Origin of the sequence: Photobacterium rosenbergii (assembly GCF_003026455.1) — a bacterium.
GTDB classification, from domain to species: Bacteria; Pseudomonadota; Gammaproteobacteria; order Enterobacterales; family Vibrionaceae; genus Photobacterium; species Photobacterium rosenbergii.
Genome location: NZ_PYMB01000001.1, coordinates 1,079,891 through 1,102,990, shown reverse-complemented (window position 1 = coordinate 1,102,990; position 23,100 = coordinate 1,079,891). Strand labels below are relative to the sequence as shown.

Genomic DNA, 23,100 nt, shown 5'->3' with positions numbered 1-23,100 from the left:
ACCTATCGAGCTTGTGGCGCTGATTCATTGGACAATGAAGGCTCTGAGGCAGAAGCAACAAATACCTCATTATTAGGTGCCTGTGGTGGCACTAAAGCTGTGGTGATCACCTCACCGACCGGTTGGCTTGGTTCTAGGTAGGGCACGCCCCCGGTGATGATTTTATCGCCAGCGTTAACGTTGCCTGAGATACAAGCCTGGTTAGCTTGCAGGGAATGTATCGTGACGCTTCTTGGGTTGGCTGTCCCATCTTTGATGGCAAAAACGGTATGGGTAACGCCTGTTTGCATTATCGCAGAATAGGGAATGCAGTACTGGCCTTCACCCTGAGCAAAGGCAATATTCAATTGAATGGCCTTTCCTGGTAGGGCTGAGTTATCCATTGTAAGCGCAGTTTGATCTAGCTGGTAGGTAAGCTGGTACGTTTGCTTGATAGGATCAGGCAGAGTACTGACTTCTTTTAGCGTGGCCGGGATAGGAGTGTTATTGCCATACCATGATACAGCCCCGCTTGGCTGGCTTTCGAACTGGTTGATGAGGCTTTCTGGGATATCGACAACAGCCTGAAGGAGGCTTGGTTGATGGATCGTGAAAACGGGGAAGCCAGGAGCCGCTTGCTCGAATTGTTCGCTAAAGCGTTTACCAATGACACCATCAAATGGCGCGGTTAACTCGGTGTAGGAAAGGGCATCTTTGGCTTTTTGTAAGTTCTGCTCAACCACTTTGACCATTGCTTGGCTACGCTTATAGCCGGATACAGCCCGGTCAAGGTTCACTTCAGCGATGGCATTATCGCTAGTGGCTTGCTTGACCCGCTTAAGTTCAATATCCGCTAACGCTTTTGCGGCTTTCGCCTCATCCAATCTGGCTTCAAGTTCAAGCACCGCAACCTGGTAGTCATGTGGGTCTAGCCTTGCGATGATTTGACCCTGTTTTACTTGCTCTCCCGTTTTTACCAGGACTTCGGTAATAGTGCCTGGCACTTTAAACGCAAGGTTTGCGGTATCGATAGCTTCCAGAACACCCGAAAATTGACGGGTATTAAATTGGTGTTGGCTACCAAGCTCAATGACTTGTACAGGACGCGGAGACTTTTCGGCGGCTGGTGGCGTATTGTCACTGCAACCGCCAAGAACAAGTATGGCTATTGGGGCCAACGCATAGGGAGTTATTATTTTCATCATCCATTCCACTCAAAAAAAAGCTGTTTTATTTAAAGTCGATATATTTAAAACAGTGTTATTTTAAGTTTTGGAACGGAAAGGATAATCAGGCTACTACGTGAAACACTGTCACACTTTTCGTGACAATAAAAGTAAATATCCCCTTGCTAAAGCGGAGGTATCCCTGTATTTGAAACAAATAATGCAACAATCAAAAAGCCTTGGGTAAATATTCGAGAAGATGGTCAATAAGCGCTCGGGTTGCTTGACTTATGCCCAGTCTGTCGGGGTAAATCAGCCACACATCTTCTGATTGTGATTTACAGTCAGGAAGGAGCTGGACTAATTCGCCTGATTCCATGGCTTTGATTGCAAGAAGCAAAGGAAGGAAACTGATCCCTTGCCCAGCTATCATGGATCGCCGAATGTAGCCTGTGCTGTTGCTACTCAGGACGGGTTTCACTTTTAATGCGGTGTCTGTAAAGCGCCAGGTATCCTCGATCCTGCCATCAGGCCAGCGGTAGCAAATGCAGCGATGGTGGAGGAGCTCATCAATGCTACTTGGCTCACCGTGTTGCTCAATATAGGCAGGACTGGCTAATAAAAAGCGATGGATAGATGTAATGTGCCGGGCAACTAGGCTGGAGTCCTGCAGCGGTCCGACATGAAAGCTCAAATCAAGCCCTTGCTCGTAGAGGTCATGGTAGCCATTAGTGCTGAAACGTACATCAAGCTCAACGTCCGGATACTCTTGCTGGAAGTGGGTGAGGATAGGTTCTAACAGTTCGTCACTGTCTGGAAGGGCACCGATTTTAATTTTACCTGTAGGCTTATTATCGAGTTGGTACATCGCTTCTTGGGCTTTTTCTATTCCCTGAACCACTTTCAATAGTTCTTGGTACAGAACTTCACCATGTTGGGTAAGGCGAAGTTTGCGAGTGGTACGGAAAAAAAGTTGGGCATTGAGGTGTTTTTCCAACTCGCCTATTCGGCGGCTCACGTTGGCTCGAGGAAGGTCGAGGGCATTAGCAGCTGCAGAGAAACTACCCAATTCCACTACTGTGGTAAACAGCTTGAGGTCATCCAGACGCATAAGTGTCACTTATAACTATTATTCACTGTTTTACAGTGTAAATGCCGAGGATTAGCAAGGGAATGATAAATGTCATGAAGGAGAAGAAGAAAGCCGACTTGGTGTCGGCTTTCGTTATTGGCTATTAGGCTTATTATCAGAATCAGTGGTGGCTATGATCCATCTTTTCTTGTTTCATACCTTCGGGTATGTAGGTGGCTTCCTCAACTTTAACTTCAACCTTGACCTCTCCGGCTTGCTTGAAGTTAAGGGTGAGCGGGAAGCGTTCGCCAAGCTCGGGAACGTCTTTGAGATCAAAGAACATAACGTGGTAACCGCCTGGTTTTAACATCTGTGAACCATGGGCTGGCACTTCAATTTTTTCCACTTCACGCATCTTCATCATGCCATCTTCATGGATATGGGCATGTAATTCGGTTTTTCCTGCAATAGGGGAGGATGCACTGATTAGCTCATCACCGTTGTCACCATGGTTCATGATATTGAAAAATGCCGCGGCGACCTGAGAAGTTGGCGGGACTTGCTTTGACCAAGGGTGATCGATATGTAAATCGCCTGCTTTGTAGTCATGGGCATTGGCGGCGGCTGTTAGTGCAACAAGGCTTCCTAGCAAAATACTTTTTATTGTTTTCATTACGTTCTCCATCTGGCGTCATGCCAATTAAATTATGGTTAATTAATTGAATTTTTTGCATTAGATTGCCATAGGCGGAGAGTGCTTGGGCGCGATTCGGTACAGCTTGTTTGTAAGGCCGTGGTATTGAGATTCAATGTTTCCGATGTGCCCGACAAACTGGATAAAACCGACAAAGTTGTAGGCGCCATCGAATGAAAAGCCTTTTCCGTCATGCAGTTTAAAAACAGGGCAGTGGGCATTAAAGCTTGAATGTTCCTCATGGCTCTGATGGTTGCTGTGCCTTTCAAGAGAAGAGATAGAAACCCATTTCAAACCATCAGAAGTACAAACCAGGACGTTATTCCCCGTTAACCAACCAGCTTGTTTTTCAAAATATTGGGGATTAAGAACAACAATAGAAGACAGTAGGGAAGAGGAGAATAACGCCAGAACAAGTAGCGAGCAGAACCATTTTCGGAAATGAAAAAGAGGCTGTGAAAATGGAAAGTTGCTTAACATGAAGATTCGTTATTATTGTTTTGATACCTAAAGGGTAACAGGCAACATCTATCATGTAACTGTTTTTGTTAATGGTTTGTGGCGCTTTTGAGATCAAGGTACCATGCCGCTTTTATTCGGCAATGGTAATACGAGGACTAATCGACTAGAGATAGCTGTTTATGAAGTCGATATTGCCCTCAGCAATCATATAGTAGTGGAAGCGTTGATCTTGCCAAGCCGTGTGGGTGAGTAGTGGTTGTTCACTGATTAGCATTGGTTCAAGTACCGCGTTCATGTCTTCACCGAAGACAGTGAGGTTTGTAACAAACAGCCATATATATTTCCCGGCCTCATCTTCTAAACAAACAATTGAGACTTTATTATCATCCCATAACTGGGTGACGCCGCCTAAAGCATGCATAGTATTCAGCGGTTCGGGGGTGACATAGGTCGTCGGCCAGTTGGCTTTACCAAACTCTTGATTGATCAATGTTAGATCTTCGACAGTAATATCCATTTCATAAGGCTGGGTGGCAAAAGCGATCATGTCTTGTTGAAACTGGATGAAGCTTGGTTTTTCTGTTGGTTCAAATAACCCCCAGGACAACACGATCAGCAGCAATGAAGCTGCAATGGCGAGTGGGGCTAGCCATGAATGACGTTTTGAAAGTGCTGGATCTGTATTTGTATTCTCGTCATCTTTCTCATTGAACTGTTGGATAAGTTGGTCTTTCAAGCCGCTAGGGATTGCAATACTATCGAACTGCCCACTGATTGCATCTTCATTGACTAAGTGCTTCTCATACCATGCTTTCAGCTCTGGCTTATTATTGACTAGAGAAAGGGCCTCTGAAACGGGTTCAGTGATTTCATCTACACCTGGACGATAGAGTCTTAAAATCGATTTGGCTTTGTTGCTATCCATCATTCTGCTCCTACTTGCTCCAAGCTATCGTCGAAGTCGGATAAATCAGATTCAATGATTTTATATAGCATTGATTTGCCTCTTGAAATTCTTGATTTAACCGTACCCATAGGAACGCCAATGATCTCTGCAATTTCTTGATATGAGTGCTCTCGCATGTAAAACAAAATCAAGGGAGTACGATAAAACTCATTCAAGCTTGATATGGCTGCCATCGCCTTTTTTGGGTCAATACTCAGTGGATCTTGGCTTTCCTGATCTTCTGTCACACCTTCGACAATATCTTCATCACTCGTCAGCACACTGAGCTTACGCTTTGTATGTAAGAACTCCCTATACAGCGTGGTAAACAACCAAGTCTTAACTTTGTCCTGGTCGCGCAACTGGTGGCCTTTTTCCAACCAAATACAAAATGTCTGCTGGGTAAGATCACCAGCGTCTGCCTGTGAGTTCGTCAAGCTATATGCAAAGCGATATAGCTTTGCATAGTACTGATCCACAAGCTTACTGTAGTCATGCTGTGATTGAGTGAGTCTACTCATGCTAATAAGAGGCTTATAGTTTTAATTTTGTTCCACACATGGTCGTAATCATAGAGTGAAAATGGCAAAGGAAATTTCTCAATATCGACATGGAACAATTTCTCGACAGCTGTCTCATACCCGTGAAACATGGATGTTTGTAGTACCGCTTGGAAAAGCAGTGGCATGTTTGATTGAATCAACTTGATTAGGTGAAAACATGAAAAATGGTATTCAAGAAGTATTAACAACAGTGGGTATTGTAAGTTTGGTTGCTTTCTCCGGCAGCAGCTTGGCTAAAGATGAAGATAGAACAAGATTAGAGTGTGAAAAACGCGGTGCTTATGACACCAGTATGGATGCAAGGTATGAAGTGCGGGATGATCGAAGAAAGTTCGATGCATCTTTCGAAGCCGCGCCGGGTGGCAAGTTTTATTCTGGTCAGGAGCTCAGTGTCTATGTCGACTACGAGAAGGTAGGCACTATGGTACTTCGATATGAAGGCTATGATCTTCAAGGGGATTTAGAATTTGATTCAAATGTTGATGGATACTACGACGACAGTGTTCCATTCCCTGAAAACTTCCCTCCTGTAGGATACGGCACCCACGTGACAATCGGGAGCTATGACGCTGGGTATTTAAGCTGCACTTTATAAAAAAGACGCTGTGTCTTTTATCGATATCAGAGTTGATACCTTGAAAGACACAGCGCTACAGGAAACTAGATATCAGTTAAGTACTGATTAGCTTTTGGTGAAGCGGTAAGTTTGGATCTTCTGCTCTTGACCATCAACCTGAGCATAGGTGTCAACCATCCATACGCTTGGACCCGCGAAGCCAAGTTCTAGGCGAACGGTTGAAGAGTCAAAGTTTTCGTAAATGCTGGCCTGTGCATTGGTTGGGTAGAAGTTGTAACGGTTCATGCTCTGCTGGAATTCACCGGCAAAAGTCACTGGAACATTGCTTGCGTTGTCAGTCACGGTCAGGCTGTAACCTGTTTCTGGCGTATAGGCAAAGTTAGCAGTAAAAGAGAGTGCCTGTGATTGACCGTCAATGTTTAGGTTGTTGATGTTAACACTTGCTTCAGTGGTTTTAGCTAGAGAGCCGGTTGCTTTAGCCGTTGCGTTTACGGCTTGCTCGGTTGCACCGCTCCAGATACTTACGTTCCAGTTACCTGTGAAGTTATCGAGCTTATCCCAGTTTTGTGGTTGTGCGTTGGTTGCTGCAACTTGGCCACCGCTGCCGATTTGAGTCAATGCATCGTTACGGCTGTCATGGCGCTGGTTTTCACGGTTGTTTTGGATATCAGCAGAAGCACCCGCTACACCACCTGACACACCACCGGCAATGGCACCTTTAACGGCAAGGTCTGCGTCACCGGTTAGGGCACCTAGTGTTAGGCCAAGTAGGGCTCCGCCAGCTGCGCCTTGTTTGGTCAGGGCGTTTGGATCATCTTGCGTGTCAGGGTTAACACAGCCAGTCAGAAGAGTTAGGCCGATGATTGAAACAATAGAAGTTTTGGCGAAAGTGTTCATGATGATTCCTGCTGATAAATATGCTTTAAGGCTTATCACTGATGTGATTGCGTTTTGTTATGGCGCTAATTTAGCAACTGTAAACTGAATCATTCCTGTATGAATTGAACGGTGTTTTTTATATTTCAAAATGTAAATTTGCTTGCATCTTAACGCTAGCGTTTAGCGATTAAGCGCTTGGTGCTATGTGTTTGATTTTAAAAACGCTGTTTTTAAATACGAGCGAGGATTTGTGGTTAACTATGTATATGCGTGAAAATCACTGCAAATTTTAAATGGTGAATGTAAGAAAGTATTACAAAGACCACGCGTATTCCTTTTAATCCCGCTCAGGCAGCATCAAAGAATGCCACCTGAGCAGGATAAGAGACGTTATATCGCTTAGTTGTCGTTAAAGTCCTCTTTGGCGTCTACATCACCTTTTTTGTAGGTGGAGAGGGTAAAGGAATCAACATAGCCGACGCCTTCCCAGGTTGGCATTGGGGTTCTGATTGGTACAGTTTGCCCTGGTTTTTCAATATCCCAGCGCAGCAGTTGGGCATGATCTTCATGTTGGGTATTGTGGCAGTGCTCCATATAACTGCCCATAAATTCCCTGAACCGAATCGCAACCGTGAGTTCGCGACTACTGTCTTTGACATCACCTATTCGGTAGATGTCTTTCCTTGCCCATTTCTCCCATTCTGGAGGATTACCACCGTCTCGGCTGAGGATTTGCCCTTCTTCGAAGTGGATATGGATAGGGTGACTCCAACCACCGCCTCCGCTGATGTGCCAAATTTCAACATCACCAATGTTGGGCGCAGCAGAGAGCCTTTTCGGATCGGTAGCAAAGCCGGATCCGCCATCAGTTTTGATGGTCCAAGGCGCTGAATCTGTTCCGCTACTACGGCCAAATTCGAAGGAACGATGACGGGCGTTGGCTAACTCAGTTTTAGTGAACTTCGGACGCTTGATCATCTTCTGCTTACCTTTGACGTAATTAGCAGGGTTCATGCTGTGATCAATACCATCATATGAGTGAACCCTAAACTCCATGAACTTGCCAACTGCAGGATCACAGGTGTTCCCTCTCTTAAATGGGTCATTAAATGCCTTGGAGCGGCTTAAGGTACTTTCTGGCTCACGGCCATCTTCATGCTCCATCAGGTTCACCAAGTAAATTTTGGTGCCGGGGGCAAACTGGCTGAAGTCTATGATGATGTCATAGCGCTCGCCAATAGCCTGGGTGGGAAGTTCTCCTTTCTCAAAGAACACACTGTGCTCCATGATATTACCGTCGTTAGCAATCATATAAAGAGGAACCGGGTCTTTGTCCTCTGTCATTACCGCAATTTTCATCCAGCGAGAAACCGAAGCATTAAGGACTCTAAACCGGTACTGCCTGGCTCTGACATCCATGTAAGGCTTGTATTGCCAGTTAACCAACATTTGATCGCCTAGAAAGCCATCAAGATTGAAGATATTGAAAAATAACTGGCCGTTTTTATCCCAGGCTTTATCGGCCACCATCAAATTAACGTCATAGTCCCGATTTCCCCAGTCTAAATGGGTGCCACTGGGGAAGCGAAGGTTAACGCCGTCATCAATGTATTCATTGCCTCTGTCTAGGGAACTGTAGAGGTTCAAGCAAGCTGCATTGCCCTTGTAGACATTTTGGGCGGTGAAGTCGAGCATGTGATCATGGAACCAGAGCGAGCTCATGGTCTCACGGAAATCACCCGGTATTTTTCTGATCCCTTTATTGCCATCTGGGCCACCCGCACGGTAATCCGTTGCCTTCTTGTTCCTATGGTCGTGTCCTGCCAAAATCATCGGCCAACGGTAGTCATAATACTGGCCTGGGAAATAGAACGCTTGGGTATATCCATCGCTCTCTGCAGGGTTATGACCATTGTGTTGGTGGGTCGTGATGGTATGCAGGCCAAAGCCGTTGTTGGCTGAAGGTGAGATGGGCAAGGCATTGTAATGCCTGAATAATACTGGATAGCCATAACGCATCTTCAGTAACTTAGGCGGGAATGTGCCATCAAATGTCCACAAGGTATTGGCTTGCTGGACAGGCATTTTGGGATGAAATTGAGCGGGAATGCCATCAGTAGTACCCTTGAAGTTATCACTGAGACCCGGTTGTTTATCCCAATTGAAGGTGGAGTGATATAGACCGCCATCTTTAAATTCATGAGATTGGAATTCATGGCTTTGGTATTGATCGCGAAAGCCTCGATTTTCCCTCACGCCAGATTGTGCAGTCACCGTATATTCTTCTGGGTAGAACTCACTCCAGCGTTGGTGAGCCCAATCAATACCCGGTGGTCGGCCCTCAGCTGGTGGATTAACCAAATTAAGACCAAGGAAGCTGTTAATTTTGGCTTTCCAAGGGTTCAGATCTGACGTATTAGCGTAGGAACCTGAGTGTGATGAGTCCGGTATAGGGTAAAGAGTCTGCCCCATGAAGTTATCCAATTTATAACCCGCTGGCGACGAATTTTTATCGCTAGGGGTTGGAAATGAATTTCCTGGGTTCGATGAATTTGGCAGGGGAATCGTCCCAAACTCTTCTAATCGATATAAGGCTTGAGTAAATGGCTCGGCACCAAATAATGGACTTGGCGATGCGCCTGTTGGAATATCACAATCGGCCAATAAATTATTGGAGTAAAGAATACATGAAATGAGACATGTTAAAGCTCCTATTTTTGTTGTTTGAAGAGAGTTCCTTGTACCGCTTACGTTATTAGTAGAATTTGTATTATTCATTGTGAATACCATACAAATAGGGTTGGTGGACGTATCTGATGGATTCTTTTACCGCTTATAAATTAATTTAAAAGCCTAGCAGTCGAGATTAATATCACAAAGATTATGTATTTATTACAGTTTGCTAAGTCATTGATATCTTATCCACTAGGAAGTTGTGGATATTAAACCTTAACGCAATGTATGGAAATGGCTACATTTATTTTAATTAGAATTAATCATTCTATTATATATTCCTATTATAATTTCAGAAAATATATGTTGTTTATGTTGTCATTTAACATACTATTTTGTCATTTATTTGTTATTGAGAATATTAACGGTCATCTGTGTTACAGCTTCAATTAACTTTAAGTTGCAAGAGAGTAAGCCATTATGTGAGTAATAATGGCTTACATAAGGCATCTCACCCGACAACATTGAACTGTTTACTGGCTGTCCTGTTCTTTCATGAACAACATCAGGCTGTCGATATCGGTGTCGCTGAGTTGAAAGTTTGGCATGCGAACCCCGTTGTATTGCTTGAGCATAGCGATAGCCACAGGGTCTTCTTCAAGCATGATGTCAGGCTCTTTAAGCCAGCGACGCAGCCACGCTTCTTTGCGACGTTCTGTCACGCCCGATAAATTCGGACCAAGCATTTCATCGCTGTCGGAATAAGAGTGGCACGTTGCGCATCGTGTACGATAGAGATATTTGCCATGGGATTCTTCATCCAGTTTTGGTGCTTGGTCGTATGAGGCGAGTTGCTGGCTAGAAGGAGACTGCCAATTATGTAGCCAATCACCAATCATGGCGGCGAGAACAGCGGTATCTTCATAGGGGGAGCGTTTCATCCAGCGCCCTGTGGCTTCGTTACCTATGATAAGGCTTAAATTGTGATCTAGTTGACCATCGTCAGAGATTACCAAGTCATCGATCGATAAGCCCAACTTGGTTCTGAGTTCATCAATTTCGTCTTTCTTGCCTGTCAGAAAAAGCCAGCCAGGGCCAATTTGATATTGTTTGGCATATTCGTTGAGTCTTTCAGGTGTGTCATATTCAGGATCGATGGATATAGAATAAAAGAAAATATCTTTGCCGACCCTATCTCCGAGTTTTCGCTGTAGAGCAACCAGCCTGGCTGTCTCCATTGGGCACATATTCTGGCAGCGGGTAAAGATGAAATTAATGAGTACAACTTTGTCTCTGAGTAGATCACTATAGAAATTAACCTTGGTGTTGTTGTGTGTTGTGAGTTCAGTATTAGGGAAGTAGTTTTCGCGCCATTTTGCGGCAAAGGTTGGGGAACTATTTAACAGAAGCATAAAACCACAGATTGCCAAAATTGGCAGTGATTTATTTATTTTCATTATCATATCTCCTTGGTGGCATCAGTCATTGATGCCACCTGTTAAACGTTTTTCGTCAATATGAATTAATCGTCGTTAAAGTCTTCTTTTGCATCTTCATCGCCGGTTTTATAGGTGGGAAGAGTGAAGGAATCGACATACTTTACTCCCTCCCAACTCGGCATAGGACTGCGAATAGGGATCGCTTGATTCGGGTTCTCAATATCCCAGCGAAGTAGCTGTGCATGATCTTCATGCTGGGTGTTATGGCAATGTTTCACGTAACTGCCCATAAACTCCCGGAACCGTATTGCGATGGTTATTTCCCGACTACTGTTGACTTCGTCACCTAGCCGATAAATATCTTTTCTTGCCCAGCGTTCCCACTCTGGTGGTTTTTCTCCGTCCTTACTGAGGATTTGGCCTTCTTCAAAATGGACATGGATAGGGTGGCTCCAGCCGCCGCCAGTTTTAAAATGCCAGATTTCTACAGCGCCGACTGTCGGTGCTGCTGATACCCGGCGAGGATCAGCCGTGAGACCTTGACCACCATCGGTTTTTATAGTCCAAGGTGAGGTATCTGTTCCGCTGCTGCGACCGAAGTCAAACGTTCGGTGCGTGGCATTGGCTAACTCTTTCTGGCTGAACTTTGGCAAAGGGATCATTTTCTTCTTCCCTTTGACATAGTTGGCTGGGTTCATGCTGTGATCTTTGCCTTCGTAATCATGCACCCTGACCTCAAGGAATTTACCTACCGCTGGATCACAGGTATTACCTCGTTTAAACGGGTCATTGAATGCTTTATTGCGACCAAGTGTCCCTTCTGGTTCACGGCCATCTTTGTGCTCCATAAGGTTGACGAAATAGATTTTGGTATCTTTTTCAAATTGGCTGAAGTCGATAATGATGTCGTAGCGTTCAGCAATCGCTTGGGTAGGAAGTACACCATTTGCAAAGTAAACACTGTGCTCCATGATGTTGCCATCATTGGCGATCATATACAGGGGGACGGGCTCTCTATCCTCAGTCATTACCGCCACTTTCATATACCGGGAGACAGATCCATTAAGCAGCCTAAATCGGTATTTTCTTGCCCTGACATCTAGGTACGGTTTGTATTGCCAGTTGACCAGCATTTGATCGCCGAGAAAGCCATCGACACTAAATATATTGAAGAAAAGCTGCCCGTCTTTGTCCCAGGCTTTGTCTGCCATCAATAAATTTATGTCGTAGTCTCGATTACCCCAGTCGAGGTCAGTACCACTAGGGAAACGCAGGTTTACTTTGTCGTAGTGGTCTTCTTTCCCCCGATCGAGCGCACTGTATATGTTCAAAAGAGCGGCATTGCCTTTGTAAACGTTGGGTGCTGTGTAATCAAGCATATGGTCATGGAACCACTGGGAGCTGATGGTTTCCCTGTAATCACCTTGTACCTTTTTGATCCCGCCTGCACCGTCAGGACCTCCCGCACGCTTATCACTGGCATCTATGTTGATTGAATCATGGCCGGCGAGTGCCATGGGCCAGCGATAATCGAAATATTGTCCGGGGAAGAAAAATGCTTGGGTATAGCCGTCACTCTCTGCCGGGTTGTGCCCATTGTGACGGTGGGTAGATATAGTATGAAGTCCGAAGCCATTATTCGCTTTGGGAGAAATCGGCAGGGCATTATAGTGCCTAAATAATAACGACTCCCCGTAACGCATCTTGAGGAGCTTGGGCGGAAATGTCCCGTCAAATGTCCATAATGAATTCCTCTCTTGTAATGGCATTTTCGGGTGGAACCGAGGAGGAATCCCTTCGGTGGTGCCAGTAATAGTCAACGACTCAGAGCCATTACTCCACTGAAGTGTTGAATGGTAAAGCCCGTTTTCTCCAAACTCTATTGAATCATATTCGTGGCGTTGGAAACGGTTTCTAAATCCGTTGTTGGTTCGGACGCCTGCTTGGGCCGTGATGGTGTATTCGGTGGGATAGAACTCTTCCCAACGTTGATGGGCCCAATCTTTACCCGGTGGACGACCCTCAGCGGGAGCATTGGTTAAATTGAGATTGAGGATCTGATTAATTCTTGTCTGCCAAGGGTTGTGATCAGCGATATTCGCTTCTGCTCCATCGAGTTCCCTTGATGGAATAGGAAACAGACCTTGGGCGAGGAAGTTATCAAGGTCAAGACCTTCAGGTGAGTTATCTCCTCTTGTTGGTTGAGGGAATGAATGCCAATTTGAAGTCGTAGCCGATGGAGGAATGGGTCTTGTGCCAAATTCTTCCATTCGATAAAGCGCCTGAGTGAAAGGCTGGGCATCAAATAAAGGGCTGAGAGGTGCGCCGGTTGGAATATCACATCCGTCAGCGTTTGAGTCAACGGAGTAAAATAGGCATGCGAGTATACATGGTAGGACTCCTATTTTGAATGGGGCTGTTTTGAATGTAGCTATTTCAAATTTAGCTATTTCTTTGTTTGTACCGCTTACTATATTTCTGGGGGCTGTATCACTCATTTTGAATTCCATACAAATTGAGAGGTTAGCGTTTATGTCTGTACTTGGATTTAAAAAATCGCAAGTTAAATCGTAGCAGTACCATGAAATATCTCAAAAGGAGTGTTTTTGTTTTATTGACTTAAGTTGTTGATTTGCTGAGTTGTGCCCATCGCTTTGATTGCCAAGTTGGATTGTAATGTCTGGAAAAGGTTGCATTTATTTTTTTATATATCGAATCAATATATAAAAATAACTTTTTAAAATTCACTTCAAATTAGGAGTCATATTTTAAAATGGTTGTAAATAATTCTTCATTAATTTTATTACATTGAATATATATTCTTTGTTCTGATTGTCAGCAATTTAAACTCCAACTATTTATACTTTGTTATACAAATTTGATTTTGCACTTTGTTGACTAGGATTTCTTTGTTGTTATCAGGATTGCATCTGACGGGTTTGGTTCATCGTCCGTGAACCGCCAGCACCATAACTGTTAATATCGAACCGGTTTTGTGGGCGATGCCTTTTCTTTTCTAAACGGGATAGGTCGATACCATAGCGTTGTTTAAGTAAGCTTATCGCTACATCTAACTCTCGCTTTGGCGCCTTGCTCTGTACTAGGTAGTAATAAAGGTTGATAGCACGTTCTTCAGTCATATCTTCCTCCAAGTATTTACGGTTACATTGATTGGTAAATGATCAAATATATTTATGCCATAGGTGATGCCATCAGAAATAACCTTTTCTTTGGAAGGGGGGGCTGAAATGAAAGGTTTTATTAATGGCTGTGGGCGGCACCACCAAGGTTGATAATGGCAATTCCAATTGCAACAATCACCATGCCCAACCATACCTTGGCATCAAGGTGTTGTTTATAGATAAGCCCCGACATAGCCGTGACGGTGACAATAGCAAGTCCTGCCCAGACTGCATGGACGATACCCACGGGAAGCGACTTCATTGCCTGTCCCAAGAATACAAAGGCGATCAGGTGACCTAAAATGACTATGGTACTGGGTAACCAACTGGTGAATCCATTTGTGGCACGAAGTGCGACATGTGAAGTAGCCTCTGCCATTACCCCTAACAATAGAAATGCCCAGCCCATTTAGTCCTCTCTTCTGTTTGTTGATCGTTGGTATCAAGATGATGGCAGTATAACTATTTCTTAATTGATGATAATTACCTTATATGGCAAATTACTTTTTATGTACAGTAATAATATAGGGGTGGAAGCGGAAATTTACTGTTATGTGGACGGTTTTTATTGATAGCTTTAACACCACCAATATCTCATTTTCACAACTTTCACATTTTTAACATTTCAATGCGATTTCATTTGATGCAACATCGTTATGACAATAAAACCTGATGCGTATGTGTCGAGTTTGACACTAGGCATCTGGCATTTAACGAGAAGGAGTACTCAATGCGTTCAATGATCAAAAAAGGGATTATCTCTTTGGCTCTAGCGGTTTCACTGCCAGTGGCAGCGAACAATTATACCATCGGCACCGGTAGCCAAAGTGGTACTTACTATCCCTTGGGTGGCTTGTTAGCAAAGGTTTGGAGTGAGAATATTGATGACTTCAATATGCGAGCAGAAGTTACAGCTGCATCGGTAGAGAACGTCATCAAGGTGTCGACCAAGCAGCAGCTTGCCGGTATTGCAATGGGCAATGTGGTACAACAAGCCTATCAGGGTACAGAACCATTCCCACGCAAGATGGATGTGTCAGTATTGTTCGCCCTGTATCCTAATGTGGTTCAGTTCATGGTTCCCGCCAACTCAGACATTAAGTCTGTCGCCGATCTGAAAGGGAAGCGTGTTGCTCTTGGTGCTCCGGGTTCAGGTACCCGAGTCAGCGCATTGAACATCCTTAAAACGCTAGGCATCGAAGAAGGTGATATGCGTGGTCAGGCCCTGAACTACACGGCGACAACTGAAGCATTGGCAAATGGCCAGATTGATGCAGGGGTGATCGTCGGTAGCCTAGGTGTTGGTGCAATTACAGAACTCGCTTTGACCCGTGATATTCGCATCTTGTCATTCAGCGATGAGGAAATTGCGCAAATCAATGCAGCTAATGCGTCATACAGCGGGCTGGATGTCGATGCAGACAGCTACCGCAATGTGCCTGCTTTCCAAGCACCAGCTGTATGGAACGTATTGGTAGTGAAGGGCGATCTGGATAAAGAGCTGGCTTACGAAATGACCAAGGTAGCCTTCGATAACATCGATCAAATCCGCCAGTCTATCGGCGTGACTAAGTTCACTACTGTCGAGAACATGAACAAGCTAGCAGGTATTCCTCTGCACCCTGGCTCTCAGCAGTTCATGGATGAAAAAAAGTAAGACAACCGAAGTAATACCTGTCGATATCGATAGGTGAACCAATACCCCCGAATCTTTTCGGGGGTATCAAACATTGCAGTGTACAAGGAGTTCGCAATGACTAATTCTTCGGCGTTAAATCACAGGGTCACTGAGCGGTTAATGCAGTTGGCAACTATCGCAGCGATTGCATTATCAGTGTTTCAAATTTGGCAGGGGCTAACTGCCAACCTCTCCGCACCTGTATTTCGCCCCGTCCACCTATGTTGGATCCTCGCTCTCGTATTCCTCGTTAGGCCACTAGTCAAAGAAGACAGCAGATTTTATCTTCCGGCAAGGCTTATCGATTTATCAATGGTTCTCGCTACCTTGTGGGCTGCGCAGCATATCGTCAGGTTTGATTATGACGATATTGGCTTTTTGCTTGATGGGCTGGGTGTGGATGATGTCCTGGCCGGTTCGATATTAATCGCCACCTTGCTTGAAGCCACACGCCGGACCGTAGGTATGGTGATGGTGGTCATAGCTGCGATCTTTTTGGCTTATGCGATGTTTGGCGATGTCTTGCCTGCCAGTGTGGCGAGTAAAGGTTTCGCGCTGGATGAAATCATCCGCTTCCATATCTATTCTACCAACGGGGTCTTCGGGGCACCGCTGGCTATTGCCGCTGGCGTGGTATTTATTTTTGTTTTGTTTGGTGCTTTCCTACAGGTAACTGGTGCCGGTCAGTTCTTTATCGATGCGGCTTTTGCTGTTGCGGGTAAATACCGTGGCGGCCCAGCTAAGGCGAGTGTTGTGGCTTCAGCTGCACTGGGTTCAATATCCGGTTCGGCGATTGCCAATACGGTGACAACCGGCGCTCTGACTATCCCGATGATGAAAAAGCTCGGTTATAAGCCGGAGCAAGCAGCGGGTATTGAAGCGGCGGCCTCTACAGGCGGACAAATTATGCCGCCGGTAATGGGGGCAGGGGCCTTTGTAATGGCCCAGTTTACCGGTATCGCTTATAGCGAAATTCTGTTGGTGTCGATCGCGCCGGCTATTTTGTACTTTGGCTGTACCTTGCTTTATGTCCATCTGATGGCTTGTAAACTTGGCCTAAAAGGCATGGATAAAGTCACCCAGCTTAAAGTGGTGATGAAGCAAGGCTGGCACTTTATTGTACCTTTGGTGCTGATCACTACCTTGTTGCTAATGAGTTACTCGCCAGTACTTGTGGGTATTGCGGGCTGTAGTGCTATTTTGGTCGCAGCCATGTGTCGTAAGCACAGCCGTATCAGTATTCGTCTTTTCTTTGAGGGAATGAAAGAAGGGGCATTGTTGGCACTGCCGATTTCTGTTGCCTGTGCTACTGCGGGTATTGTGGTTGGTGTCGTAGGTCAAACCGGTATTGGTCTGCAGTTCACCCAGTTCTTGATGGCACTGTCTGGTGGCTATTTATGGTCGGTGATGGCGTTAATTGCCGTTGCTGCCGTTATCCTAGGAATGGGCTTGCCGGTAACAGCGGCATACATTGTGTTGTCGATTATGGCGGTACCAGCCTTGACCGAGCTTGGCCTTAGCATTCTGGCAGCACACATGATTGTGTTCTGGTTGTCGCAGACATCGAATGTGACCCCGCCGATTGCATTGGCGGCCTTTGCTGGTGCGGGTGTTGCCGGTGCATCACCAATGCAGTCTGCGGTGCAGGCGTTCAAACTGGCGCAGGGTTTCTTCTTGATCCCATTGATGATGGCCTTCTCGCCACTTATCTATGATGGAGAAAACCTATTAGGCTTCATGTTTGCGATTGTCACGACTATCGCCTTGATTGTCGCCTTTGCCGGGGCGATTGAAGGAAGGTTAATTAAGTCGCTGTCACTGGTCGAGCGTGCTGTGCTGCTGGTGGTGCCGTTTGCCTTGATTTTCAGTGGATTGGCTATCAAACTCGCGGCTGTGGCCGTTGTTGTGGTGATTACTTCTTTGAATGCTTTTCGAGGGCGGGAAAGAAGTACAACAGCAGCTTGATAGCTACTTTGAAAGTAAAGAGTGATTAACTAAATAAGAGGGGAAGCCAAGTTGGCTTCCCCTCTTATTTTTGTCGATTTTTTAAAAGCCTTTAGCAAAGTTGGTATCTGCGCTCGGGCCTGCCAACGCTACCATAGGATACCTCGGCGCTAAGCTCATCAGTACTGACCATGTATTCAAGGTAACGTCTTGCGGTTGTCCTGCTAGCGCCAATTTGTTGCCCGACTTCTTCGGCGTTGAGAAGGGTGGAAGGCGCACTAAAGACTGCCCGGATTTTATCTAGCGTTAATCCGTCAATGCCTTTTGGTAAGCGGTTTGTTACCTTAGCAACGCTAACTTGCTGGCTGGTATCGTCCGTTGAGGCTTGCAATAAGCCATCGACATCGCTTTGGATGAGTGAGTCAAGATCGGAAAACCTTTCCAGATGGCCTCGAAATTTTTGTAAAGATGCTTGAAGCCTCTCGAAGACCAGAGGTTTTAAGATATAGTCGAAAATTCCACTGTGCATTGCCTGGCGCAAGGTCTCAACTTCGGTGGCGGCGGTGACCAAAATGACATCGGTGTTGCAGCCATCGGCCCGTAACTCCCTGAGTAATTCAAGGCCAGTGCCGGTCGGAAACTGGTTATCAAGCAACACAAGTTCCGGTGTTAGCACTTCTATCAGGTCACGCGCTTCATCGATGCCGTGAGCGATCCCTATCACCTCGAATCCTTCTATTCGTTCTATGAAGCGCCGTTGGATTTCGGCAATCTGCGGATCATCCTCGGCGATGACGATGCGGATAGTGGTAGTCATGATTGCTCCTCCATGTGCGACGTTGAACCCTTGTTCTGTATATTGTTGTTATGGTGGTTTAGCTGTTTGGGCAGATATAAGGTAAATCGACTGCCGGTACCCCCGGTTTCTGCCTCAATAGATTCAACGGTAATGAGTCCGCCAAGGTGCTCTGTGAGGCTCTTGACTAAATCCAACCCAATACCATGTCCTTGAGACGTTTTGGTTGTATACCCACGAGTAAAAATTTTGTCCTGATCTTCCGTTGCGATACCTGGCCCTTGGTCTTCTACTTCGAAAATTAGCTCTTTTCCAAAGTCCGACAAAATGACGGTGACTTTGCCGCCCTTGCCGTGATGGGAAAGGGTTGCTTCCAGGGCATTGTCGATAAGGTTCCCTAAAATACTCACCAATTGCTCTCGGGGAAGATCATCAGGTAAGGCTGACATTTGGCTGTCTTGCTCGATGACTAATTCTAACCCTAGCTCCTTGGCACGGTTGTATTTACCCAATAGGCAACCAGCCAGAATGCTATCTGATGTCACTTCCATAAGCTGCTGGATGAAAGCTTGATGGCTTGATGATTCTTGTCCTATGACAGCAAGTGCCTCATCTTTGGCATCGATCTGGATCAGCCCGGCAATAGTATGGAGTTTGTTATTGTACTCATGGGACTGGCTACGCAAGCTCTCGGCGTATTGTTTGATACGGGTAAGCTTACGGCTGACTAAATCAACTTCATTTTTCAGCCTGAAACTAGAGACCACGCCTGTTACCTGATCGCCTTGGATCAGCGGGATCCGGTTGGCTATTAATAGGTGATTGTGTAGCCAAACCTCTTGATCATATTGCGGCTCACCTTGCTCAAGCACATCTAGCATGCCGCTGTCTGGTAACACCGATTGAATATGTTTACCGATGTAATTGATGTTTTCTGGCAACTCCAATGTTTTGATCGCCGCGTAGTTGAAGGTGGTGACATTCCCTTCATGGTTGATAGCGACAATCCCTTCGCGCACCGTCTCAAGGGTTGCATTCCTTTCTTGGAACATCCGACCTATTTGCTCGGGCTCTAGGTTGAAAATGGCCTTTTTGAAATGGGAAGCAAACCAGACTGCGGTAAATACACTAAAGAGGAAAGCACCACCAATGGCAAAGAACATGCTCAGGCGGTGGTTGCTCACTAACCTATCGACGGTATCAAGCATATAGCCTACAGAGACGATACCAATAACTTTGGTCCCTTCACTATCGAATACTGGCGCCTTGCCTCGCATCGACCAGCCAATACTGCCAAGGGCTTTGGATACATAGGGTTTACCATGAACAAGGGCTGGCTCATTGGTATCACCATCGTCATCCGCCATGGAATTGCCAATCATATGCGGGAAAGGGTGGGCTAGGCGTATGCCGTCTTTATCGCCAAAAACCACAAATCTGGCTTCTGCTGAGTGGGCGAGCTTGTAACTTAAAGGTTGCAAAAAATCAGAGTCTTTCGCTTCTACTGCGCGAACCACATCCGGTGAAGCCGCAATCGCCAGTGCAACTCGCATAGCTTGCTGACCGATTTGCTCATCCAACACATTATCGAGGTAGCGGATAGCAAAATGGCCAAGCATTCCGGTTTGCAGTACGGCAATAACGCCTAAAATCAATACCATACGCCACTTTAATCTGAGGTGGCGTAACGACAGCATACGTAACATGAAGCGGGTGATTCCTTTCACCGTTAATGATGTAACGACTTTACCTGTTTTTGTGGCGACATGCTGTGAACAATATGAACAAAATGATAAATAAAGCCGTTATTCACATTAATTTTACAATCTTTAGTTTACTCAATAGCTGCCTTACCTTTGTGTTGAAGGATAAAAACAACACTCAACGAGGAAAGAGCTATGCTTACTCAGTTTATTACCCGCAAACGTGTCACCCTACTGGCGACGATTATGGCTTCTGCAATGAGCATTGGCTCAGTGCAGGCAAAAGTCGACGAAATTCACTTCTTGGTACCTGGTGGTGCAGGTGGTGGTTGGGATAGCACAGCACGTGGTACCGGTGAAGCACTCTCGAAATCAGAATTGGTCGACAAAGTGTCTTATGAAAATATGTCTGGTGGTGGCGGTGGTAAAGCGATTGCCTATCTGATCAAGACGGCTGAGCAGTCACAAGATACCTTGATGGTGAATTCGACTCCTATTGTTATTCGCTCCCTTTCAAAAGTTTTCCCTCAGTCATTCCGTGACCTGACCCCAGTTGCAGCCACTATTGGTGACTATGCTGCCTTTGTCGTGGCAAAAGATTCACCTTATCAGTCTTTCAATGAACTCGCCGAAGAGTATAAGAAAAACCCTCGCTCAGTCTCTGTTGCTGGTGGCTCTTCTCGAGGCGGGATGGATCACCTTGTTGCGGCATTGGCTTTCAAAGCCGCTGGTGGTGAACCTCGTCGCGTGAAATATCTTGCCTATGATGCCGGCGGTAAAGCGATGGCGGGTTTGCTATCGGGAGAAACCCAAGTGCTATCAACCGGTTTGAGTGAAGCGCTTAGCCTTGCCGAGGCAGGTGAAGTCCGCATTTTGGCGATGACAGGTGAAACTCGCTCTCCAGTGGCTCCGAATGTACCAACCCTAAAAGAACTGGGCTATGACGCAAGCTTTGTTAACTGGCGTGGTTTCTTTGCAGCACCAGGCATCAGCGATGAGCAGGCCGATGAGTTCGCCAGCGTGCTAGAGAAAATGTACAAGACCAATGAGTGGACAACAGTACGAGATCGCTACGGTTGGACTGAAATCTACAAACCTCGCGAAGAGTTTGAAGTATTCTTGCAAGAGCAGGAAAAAGAGATGGGTAACCTAATGAAAGAGCTAGGCTTTTTGAACTAACCCATGACTGACCAAATGCAGGGTAGGCGAGATGCCTACTCTGCCCATTCTTAAAGCGAAAGATTTCAATAATATCAATCAGGGGATACACCCATGACGCTTACCAAAGATCATATCGGCGGGCTGATCTTCTTGTGCTTCTCAGTTGCCTACGGCTATTACGCCAATCAAATACCACTCTTTCCCGGAGACGAGTACGAACCTTTCCACGCCAAATCAATGCCGACCATGCTAGCAATGCTGGGTATTGCCTTGTCGCTGTTACAGCTAATTGCTGCTCACCGGAAAACTCAAGTGAAAGCTTCGGACATGCTGTCTCTAGTTGGGCTGGATTTCAAAATCATCAGCAAGTTATTGGTTTTGATGGTTCTTTTTGCCATTGCGCTGGAGTGGGTGGGCTTCCTTATTTCCACGGTTTTCTTTCTAGCCGGTGGGTATTGGTTATTGGGTGAGCGTCGCCCGAAAATTCTGTTTTTGGCATCAGTGCCGTTTGCGACTGGTTTTTGGTACGTCCTGACTCAGTTGCTGGATATTTACTTAGCCCCAGGCCGCTTTTGGGCGTTTATCTAAAAGGGAGAGACTTCCATGTTTGATGGAATGATGTCAGGACTGACAACGGCATTTATGCCATTTAATTTAATGATGGTGGTGGTCGGCTGCTTTGCCGGTACCTTCATCGGAATGCTTCCGGGGTTGGGGCCGATTTCAGCGATTGCCTTGATGATCCCTATCACTTACGGCCTTGACCCTTCATCGGGCATTATCTTGATGGCCGGTGTTTATTACGGCGCGATTTTTGGTGGCTCGACTTCGTCGATTCTAATTAATGCGCCGGGCTGTGCCAGTACGGTCGTTACCGCTTTTGATGGCTATCCCATGGCTCAACGTAAGCAAGCGGGTAAAGCGCTAGCATTGGCGGCTTACTCATCATTTACTGGTGGTACCATTGGCGCGATTATCCTGTTATTTGCCGCACCTGCGCTTGCCAAAGTGTCGCTCAGCTTCCAGTCATCGGATTATTTTGCCTTGATGATTTTAGGCCTGACAGCCGTTGCTGCTTTTTCTGGCAAAGGGCAAGTTATCAAAGCATTGATGATGACGGTATTCGGCTTGATGATCGCTACTGTCGGTAACGATGTGATGTCTGGGATCCCGCGCTTTACTTTTGATAACGTCAACCTCATTGACGGTATTAGCTTCTTGCTGTTGGCAATGGCGACGTTTGCGCTGACCGAAGTGATCATGACGGTATTGCGTGGTGAGCATAAAGAGAAAGAGCCGCAGATGGATATGGACTCTTTGGGCAGCATGAAACTGAACAAAGAAGAAGTGAAACATGTCGCGCCAACCGTTGGCCGTTCCTCTGTGTTCGGGTTCTTGGTTGGGGTACTACCGGGTGCAGGTGCAACCATTGCCTCGTTCTTGAGCTATGGCATGGAGCGAAACCTAGCCAGCAAAGAGGAAAAGGCCAAATTCGGCAAGGGTGCACTGCGTGGTTTGGCAGCACCGGAATCAGCCAATAACGCTGCCTCGACAGGCTCTTTTGTACCGCTACTGACATTGGGTATTCCAGGCTCAGGCACCACGGCAATCATGCTGGGTGCATTGATTGCTTACGGTATTCAGCCAGGGCCGCGTCTGTTTGTTGATAACCCAGATGTGTTCTGGTCGGTGATCATCTCTATGTACTTCGGTAACTTGGTTCTGCTTATTCTGAATCTACCGTTGATCCCGTATATCTCGCGTTTGTTGGTGATCCCTAGGCCAATCCTGATCCCATTGATCTTGTTCTTCTCTATCACGGGTGTTTATTTGGTGAGCTTTAACACCTTCGATATTCACATGATGGTGATCATCACGATCATTGCCACTTTCTTGAAGCTGCTTAGCTTCCCTATGGCGCCTATGCTGCTGGGTTTCATCCTCGGTGAAATACTTGAAAAGAACCTTAGCCGTTCACTGACCTTATCTGATGGCAGCTATGCCTTCCTATGGGAGCGCCCACTGACTTTGTCCATCATGATTTGTGCCGTACTAGCTTTGATGATGCCAGTGGTCAGTAACCTGTTGGATGCACGAAAAGCCAAGCAAGCTCAAATGGCACAGGGTGAGGCTGCACCTGAGCAGCAATAGAAAATTTCTCACCATAGCTTTAACTATTTTTACGA

Annotated in this window: 20 protein-coding genes; 6 read left to right on the top strand and 14 right to left on the bottom strand. The window is 45.9% G+C overall.

Features of this window, described 5'->3' with window-relative positions; all coding sequences use genetic code 11:
- Positions 1-2 precede the first annotated feature (2 nt).
- The 6 genes from C9J01_RS05280 to C9J01_RS05255 form a co-directional block, all read right to left on the bottom strand.
- Positions 3-1,181 (bottom strand): efflux RND transporter periplasmic adaptor subunit, encoded by a 1,179-nt coding sequence (locus C9J01_RS05280; protein WP_107297032.1) that lies wholly within the window; start codon positions 1,179-1,181, stop codon positions 3-5.
- Between the two features lie 193 nt (positions 1,182-1,374).
- Entirely contained in the window at positions 1,375-2,256 is an 882-nt protein-coding gene (locus C9J01_RS05275; protein WP_107297031.1) for a LysR family transcriptional regulator, read from the bottom strand.
- Positions 2,257-2,398: 142 nt separating this feature from the next.
- The gene (locus tag C9J01_RS05270; RefSeq protein WP_107297030.1) at positions 2,399-2,890 is read right to left on the bottom strand and encodes a copper chaperone PCu(A)C; all 492 of its coding nucleotides are present in this window, start codon (positions 2,888-2,890) and stop codon (positions 2,399-2,401) included.
- A 60-nt stretch (positions 2,891-2,950) separates the two neighbouring features.
- Positions 2,951-3,391 (bottom strand): hypothetical protein, encoded by a 441-nt coding sequence (locus C9J01_RS05265; protein WP_107297029.1) that lies wholly within the window; start codon positions 3,389-3,391, stop codon positions 2,951-2,953.
- Between the two features lie 145 nt (positions 3,392-3,536).
- The gene (locus C9J01_RS05260) at positions 3,537-4,301 is read right to left on the bottom strand and encodes a hypothetical protein (protein WP_158264489.1); all 765 of its coding nucleotides are present in this window, start codon (positions 4,299-4,301) and stop codon (positions 3,537-3,539) included.
- Entirely contained in the window at positions 4,298-4,840 is a 543-nt protein-coding gene (locus tag C9J01_RS05255; RefSeq protein WP_107297027.1) for an RNA polymerase sigma factor, read from the bottom strand. The genes C9J01_RS05260 and C9J01_RS05255 overlap by 4 nt, the downstream gene beginning before the upstream one ends.
- Before the next feature lie 199 nt (positions 4,841-5,039).
- Between C9J01_RS05255 and C9J01_RS05250 the strand changes: the two genes are divergently transcribed.
- The gene (locus C9J01_RS05250; protein WP_107297026.1) at positions 5,040-5,477 is read left to right on the top strand and encodes a hypothetical protein; all 438 of its coding nucleotides are present in this window, start codon (positions 5,040-5,042) and stop codon (positions 5,475-5,477) included.
- Positions 5,478-5,564: 87 nt separating this feature from the next.
- Here C9J01_RS05250 and C9J01_RS05245 read toward each other — a convergent pair whose 3' ends face one another.
- From C9J01_RS05245 to C9J01_RS05220, 6 genes are all read right to left on the bottom strand, one after another.
- Positions 5,565-6,356, bottom strand: coding sequence for a hypothetical protein (locus C9J01_RS05245; RefSeq protein WP_107297025.1), 792 nt, complete (start codon positions 6,354-6,356; stop codon positions 5,565-5,567).
- Positions 6,357-6,737: 381 nt separating this feature from the next.
- Positions 6,738-8,810 carry a multicopper oxidase domain-containing protein gene (locus C9J01_RS05240; RefSeq protein WP_201797787.1) on the bottom strand — a complete coding sequence of 691 codons (2,073 nt, stop codon included), beginning with the start codon at positions 8,808-8,810 and terminating at the stop codon, positions 6,738-6,740.
- Between the two features lie 734 nt (positions 8,811-9,544).
- Entirely contained in the window at positions 9,545-10,468 is a 924-nt protein-coding gene (locus C9J01_RS05235; protein ID WP_158264488.1) for an SCO family protein, read from the bottom strand.
- Between the two features lie 65 nt (positions 10,469-10,533).
- Complete coding sequence (locus C9J01_RS05230; protein WP_201797786.1) at positions 10,534-12,720, bottom strand: multicopper oxidase family protein; 2,187 nt, start codon at positions 12,718-12,720, stop codon at positions 10,534-10,536.
- A gap of 648 nt (positions 12,721-13,368) precedes the next feature.
- Positions 13,369-13,590, bottom strand: coding sequence for a hypothetical protein (locus tag C9J01_RS05225; protein WP_107297021.1), 222 nt, complete (start codon positions 13,588-13,590; stop codon positions 13,369-13,371).
- 121 nt (positions 13,591-13,711) lie between these two features.
- Positions 13,712-14,041 (bottom strand): DMT family transporter, encoded by a 330-nt coding sequence (locus C9J01_RS05220; protein ID WP_107297020.1) that lies wholly within the window; start codon positions 14,039-14,041, stop codon positions 13,712-13,714.
- A 321-nt stretch (positions 14,042-14,362) separates the two neighbouring features.
- Between C9J01_RS05220 and C9J01_RS05215 the strand changes: the two genes are divergently transcribed.
- Together C9J01_RS05215 and C9J01_RS05210 are read left to right on the top strand one after the other, a co-directional pair.
- Positions 14,363-15,289: a TAXI family TRAP transporter solute-binding subunit gene (locus C9J01_RS05215; RefSeq protein WP_107297019.1), complete on the top strand. Its 927-nt coding sequence runs from the start codon at positions 14,363-14,365 to the stop codon at positions 15,287-15,289.
- A 96-nt stretch (positions 15,290-15,385) separates the two neighbouring features.
- Positions 15,386-17,275, top strand: a complete 1,890-nt coding sequence (locus C9J01_RS05210) for a TRAP transporter permease (protein WP_107297018.1) — start codon at positions 15,386-15,388, stop codon at positions 17,273-17,275.
- A 91-nt stretch (positions 17,276-17,366) separates the two neighbouring features.
- Here the strand turns inward: C9J01_RS05210 and C9J01_RS05205 are convergent, their stop codons facing one another.
- Positions 17,367-18,071, bottom strand: a complete 705-nt coding sequence (locus C9J01_RS05205; RefSeq protein ID WP_107297017.1) for a response regulator — start codon at positions 18,069-18,071, stop codon at positions 17,367-17,369.
- Entirely contained in the window at positions 18,068-19,756 is a 1,689-nt protein-coding gene (locus C9J01_RS05200) for an ATP-binding protein (RefSeq protein WP_237156878.1), read from the bottom strand. The genes C9J01_RS05205 and C9J01_RS05200 overlap by 4 nt, the downstream gene beginning before the upstream one ends.
- Before the next feature lie 192 nt (positions 19,757-19,948).
- Between C9J01_RS05200 and C9J01_RS05195 the strand changes: the two genes are divergently transcribed.
- From C9J01_RS05195 to C9J01_RS05185, 3 genes are all read left to right on the top strand, one after another.
- Positions 19,949-20,932, top strand: a complete 984-nt coding sequence (locus tag C9J01_RS05195; RefSeq protein ID WP_107297016.1) for a tripartite tricarboxylate transporter substrate binding protein — start codon at positions 19,949-19,951, stop codon at positions 20,930-20,932.
- 93 nt (positions 20,933-21,025) lie between these two features.
- Entirely contained in the window at positions 21,026-21,502 is a 477-nt protein-coding gene (locus tag C9J01_RS05190; protein ID WP_107297015.1) for a tripartite tricarboxylate transporter TctB family protein, read from the top strand.
- A gap of 15 nt (positions 21,503-21,517) precedes the next feature.
- The gene (locus C9J01_RS05185) at positions 21,518-23,065 is read left to right on the top strand and encodes a tripartite tricarboxylate transporter permease (protein WP_107297014.1); all 1,548 of its coding nucleotides are present in this window, start codon (positions 21,518-21,520) and stop codon (positions 23,063-23,065) included.
- Positions 23,066-23,100: the final 35 nt, after the last annotated feature.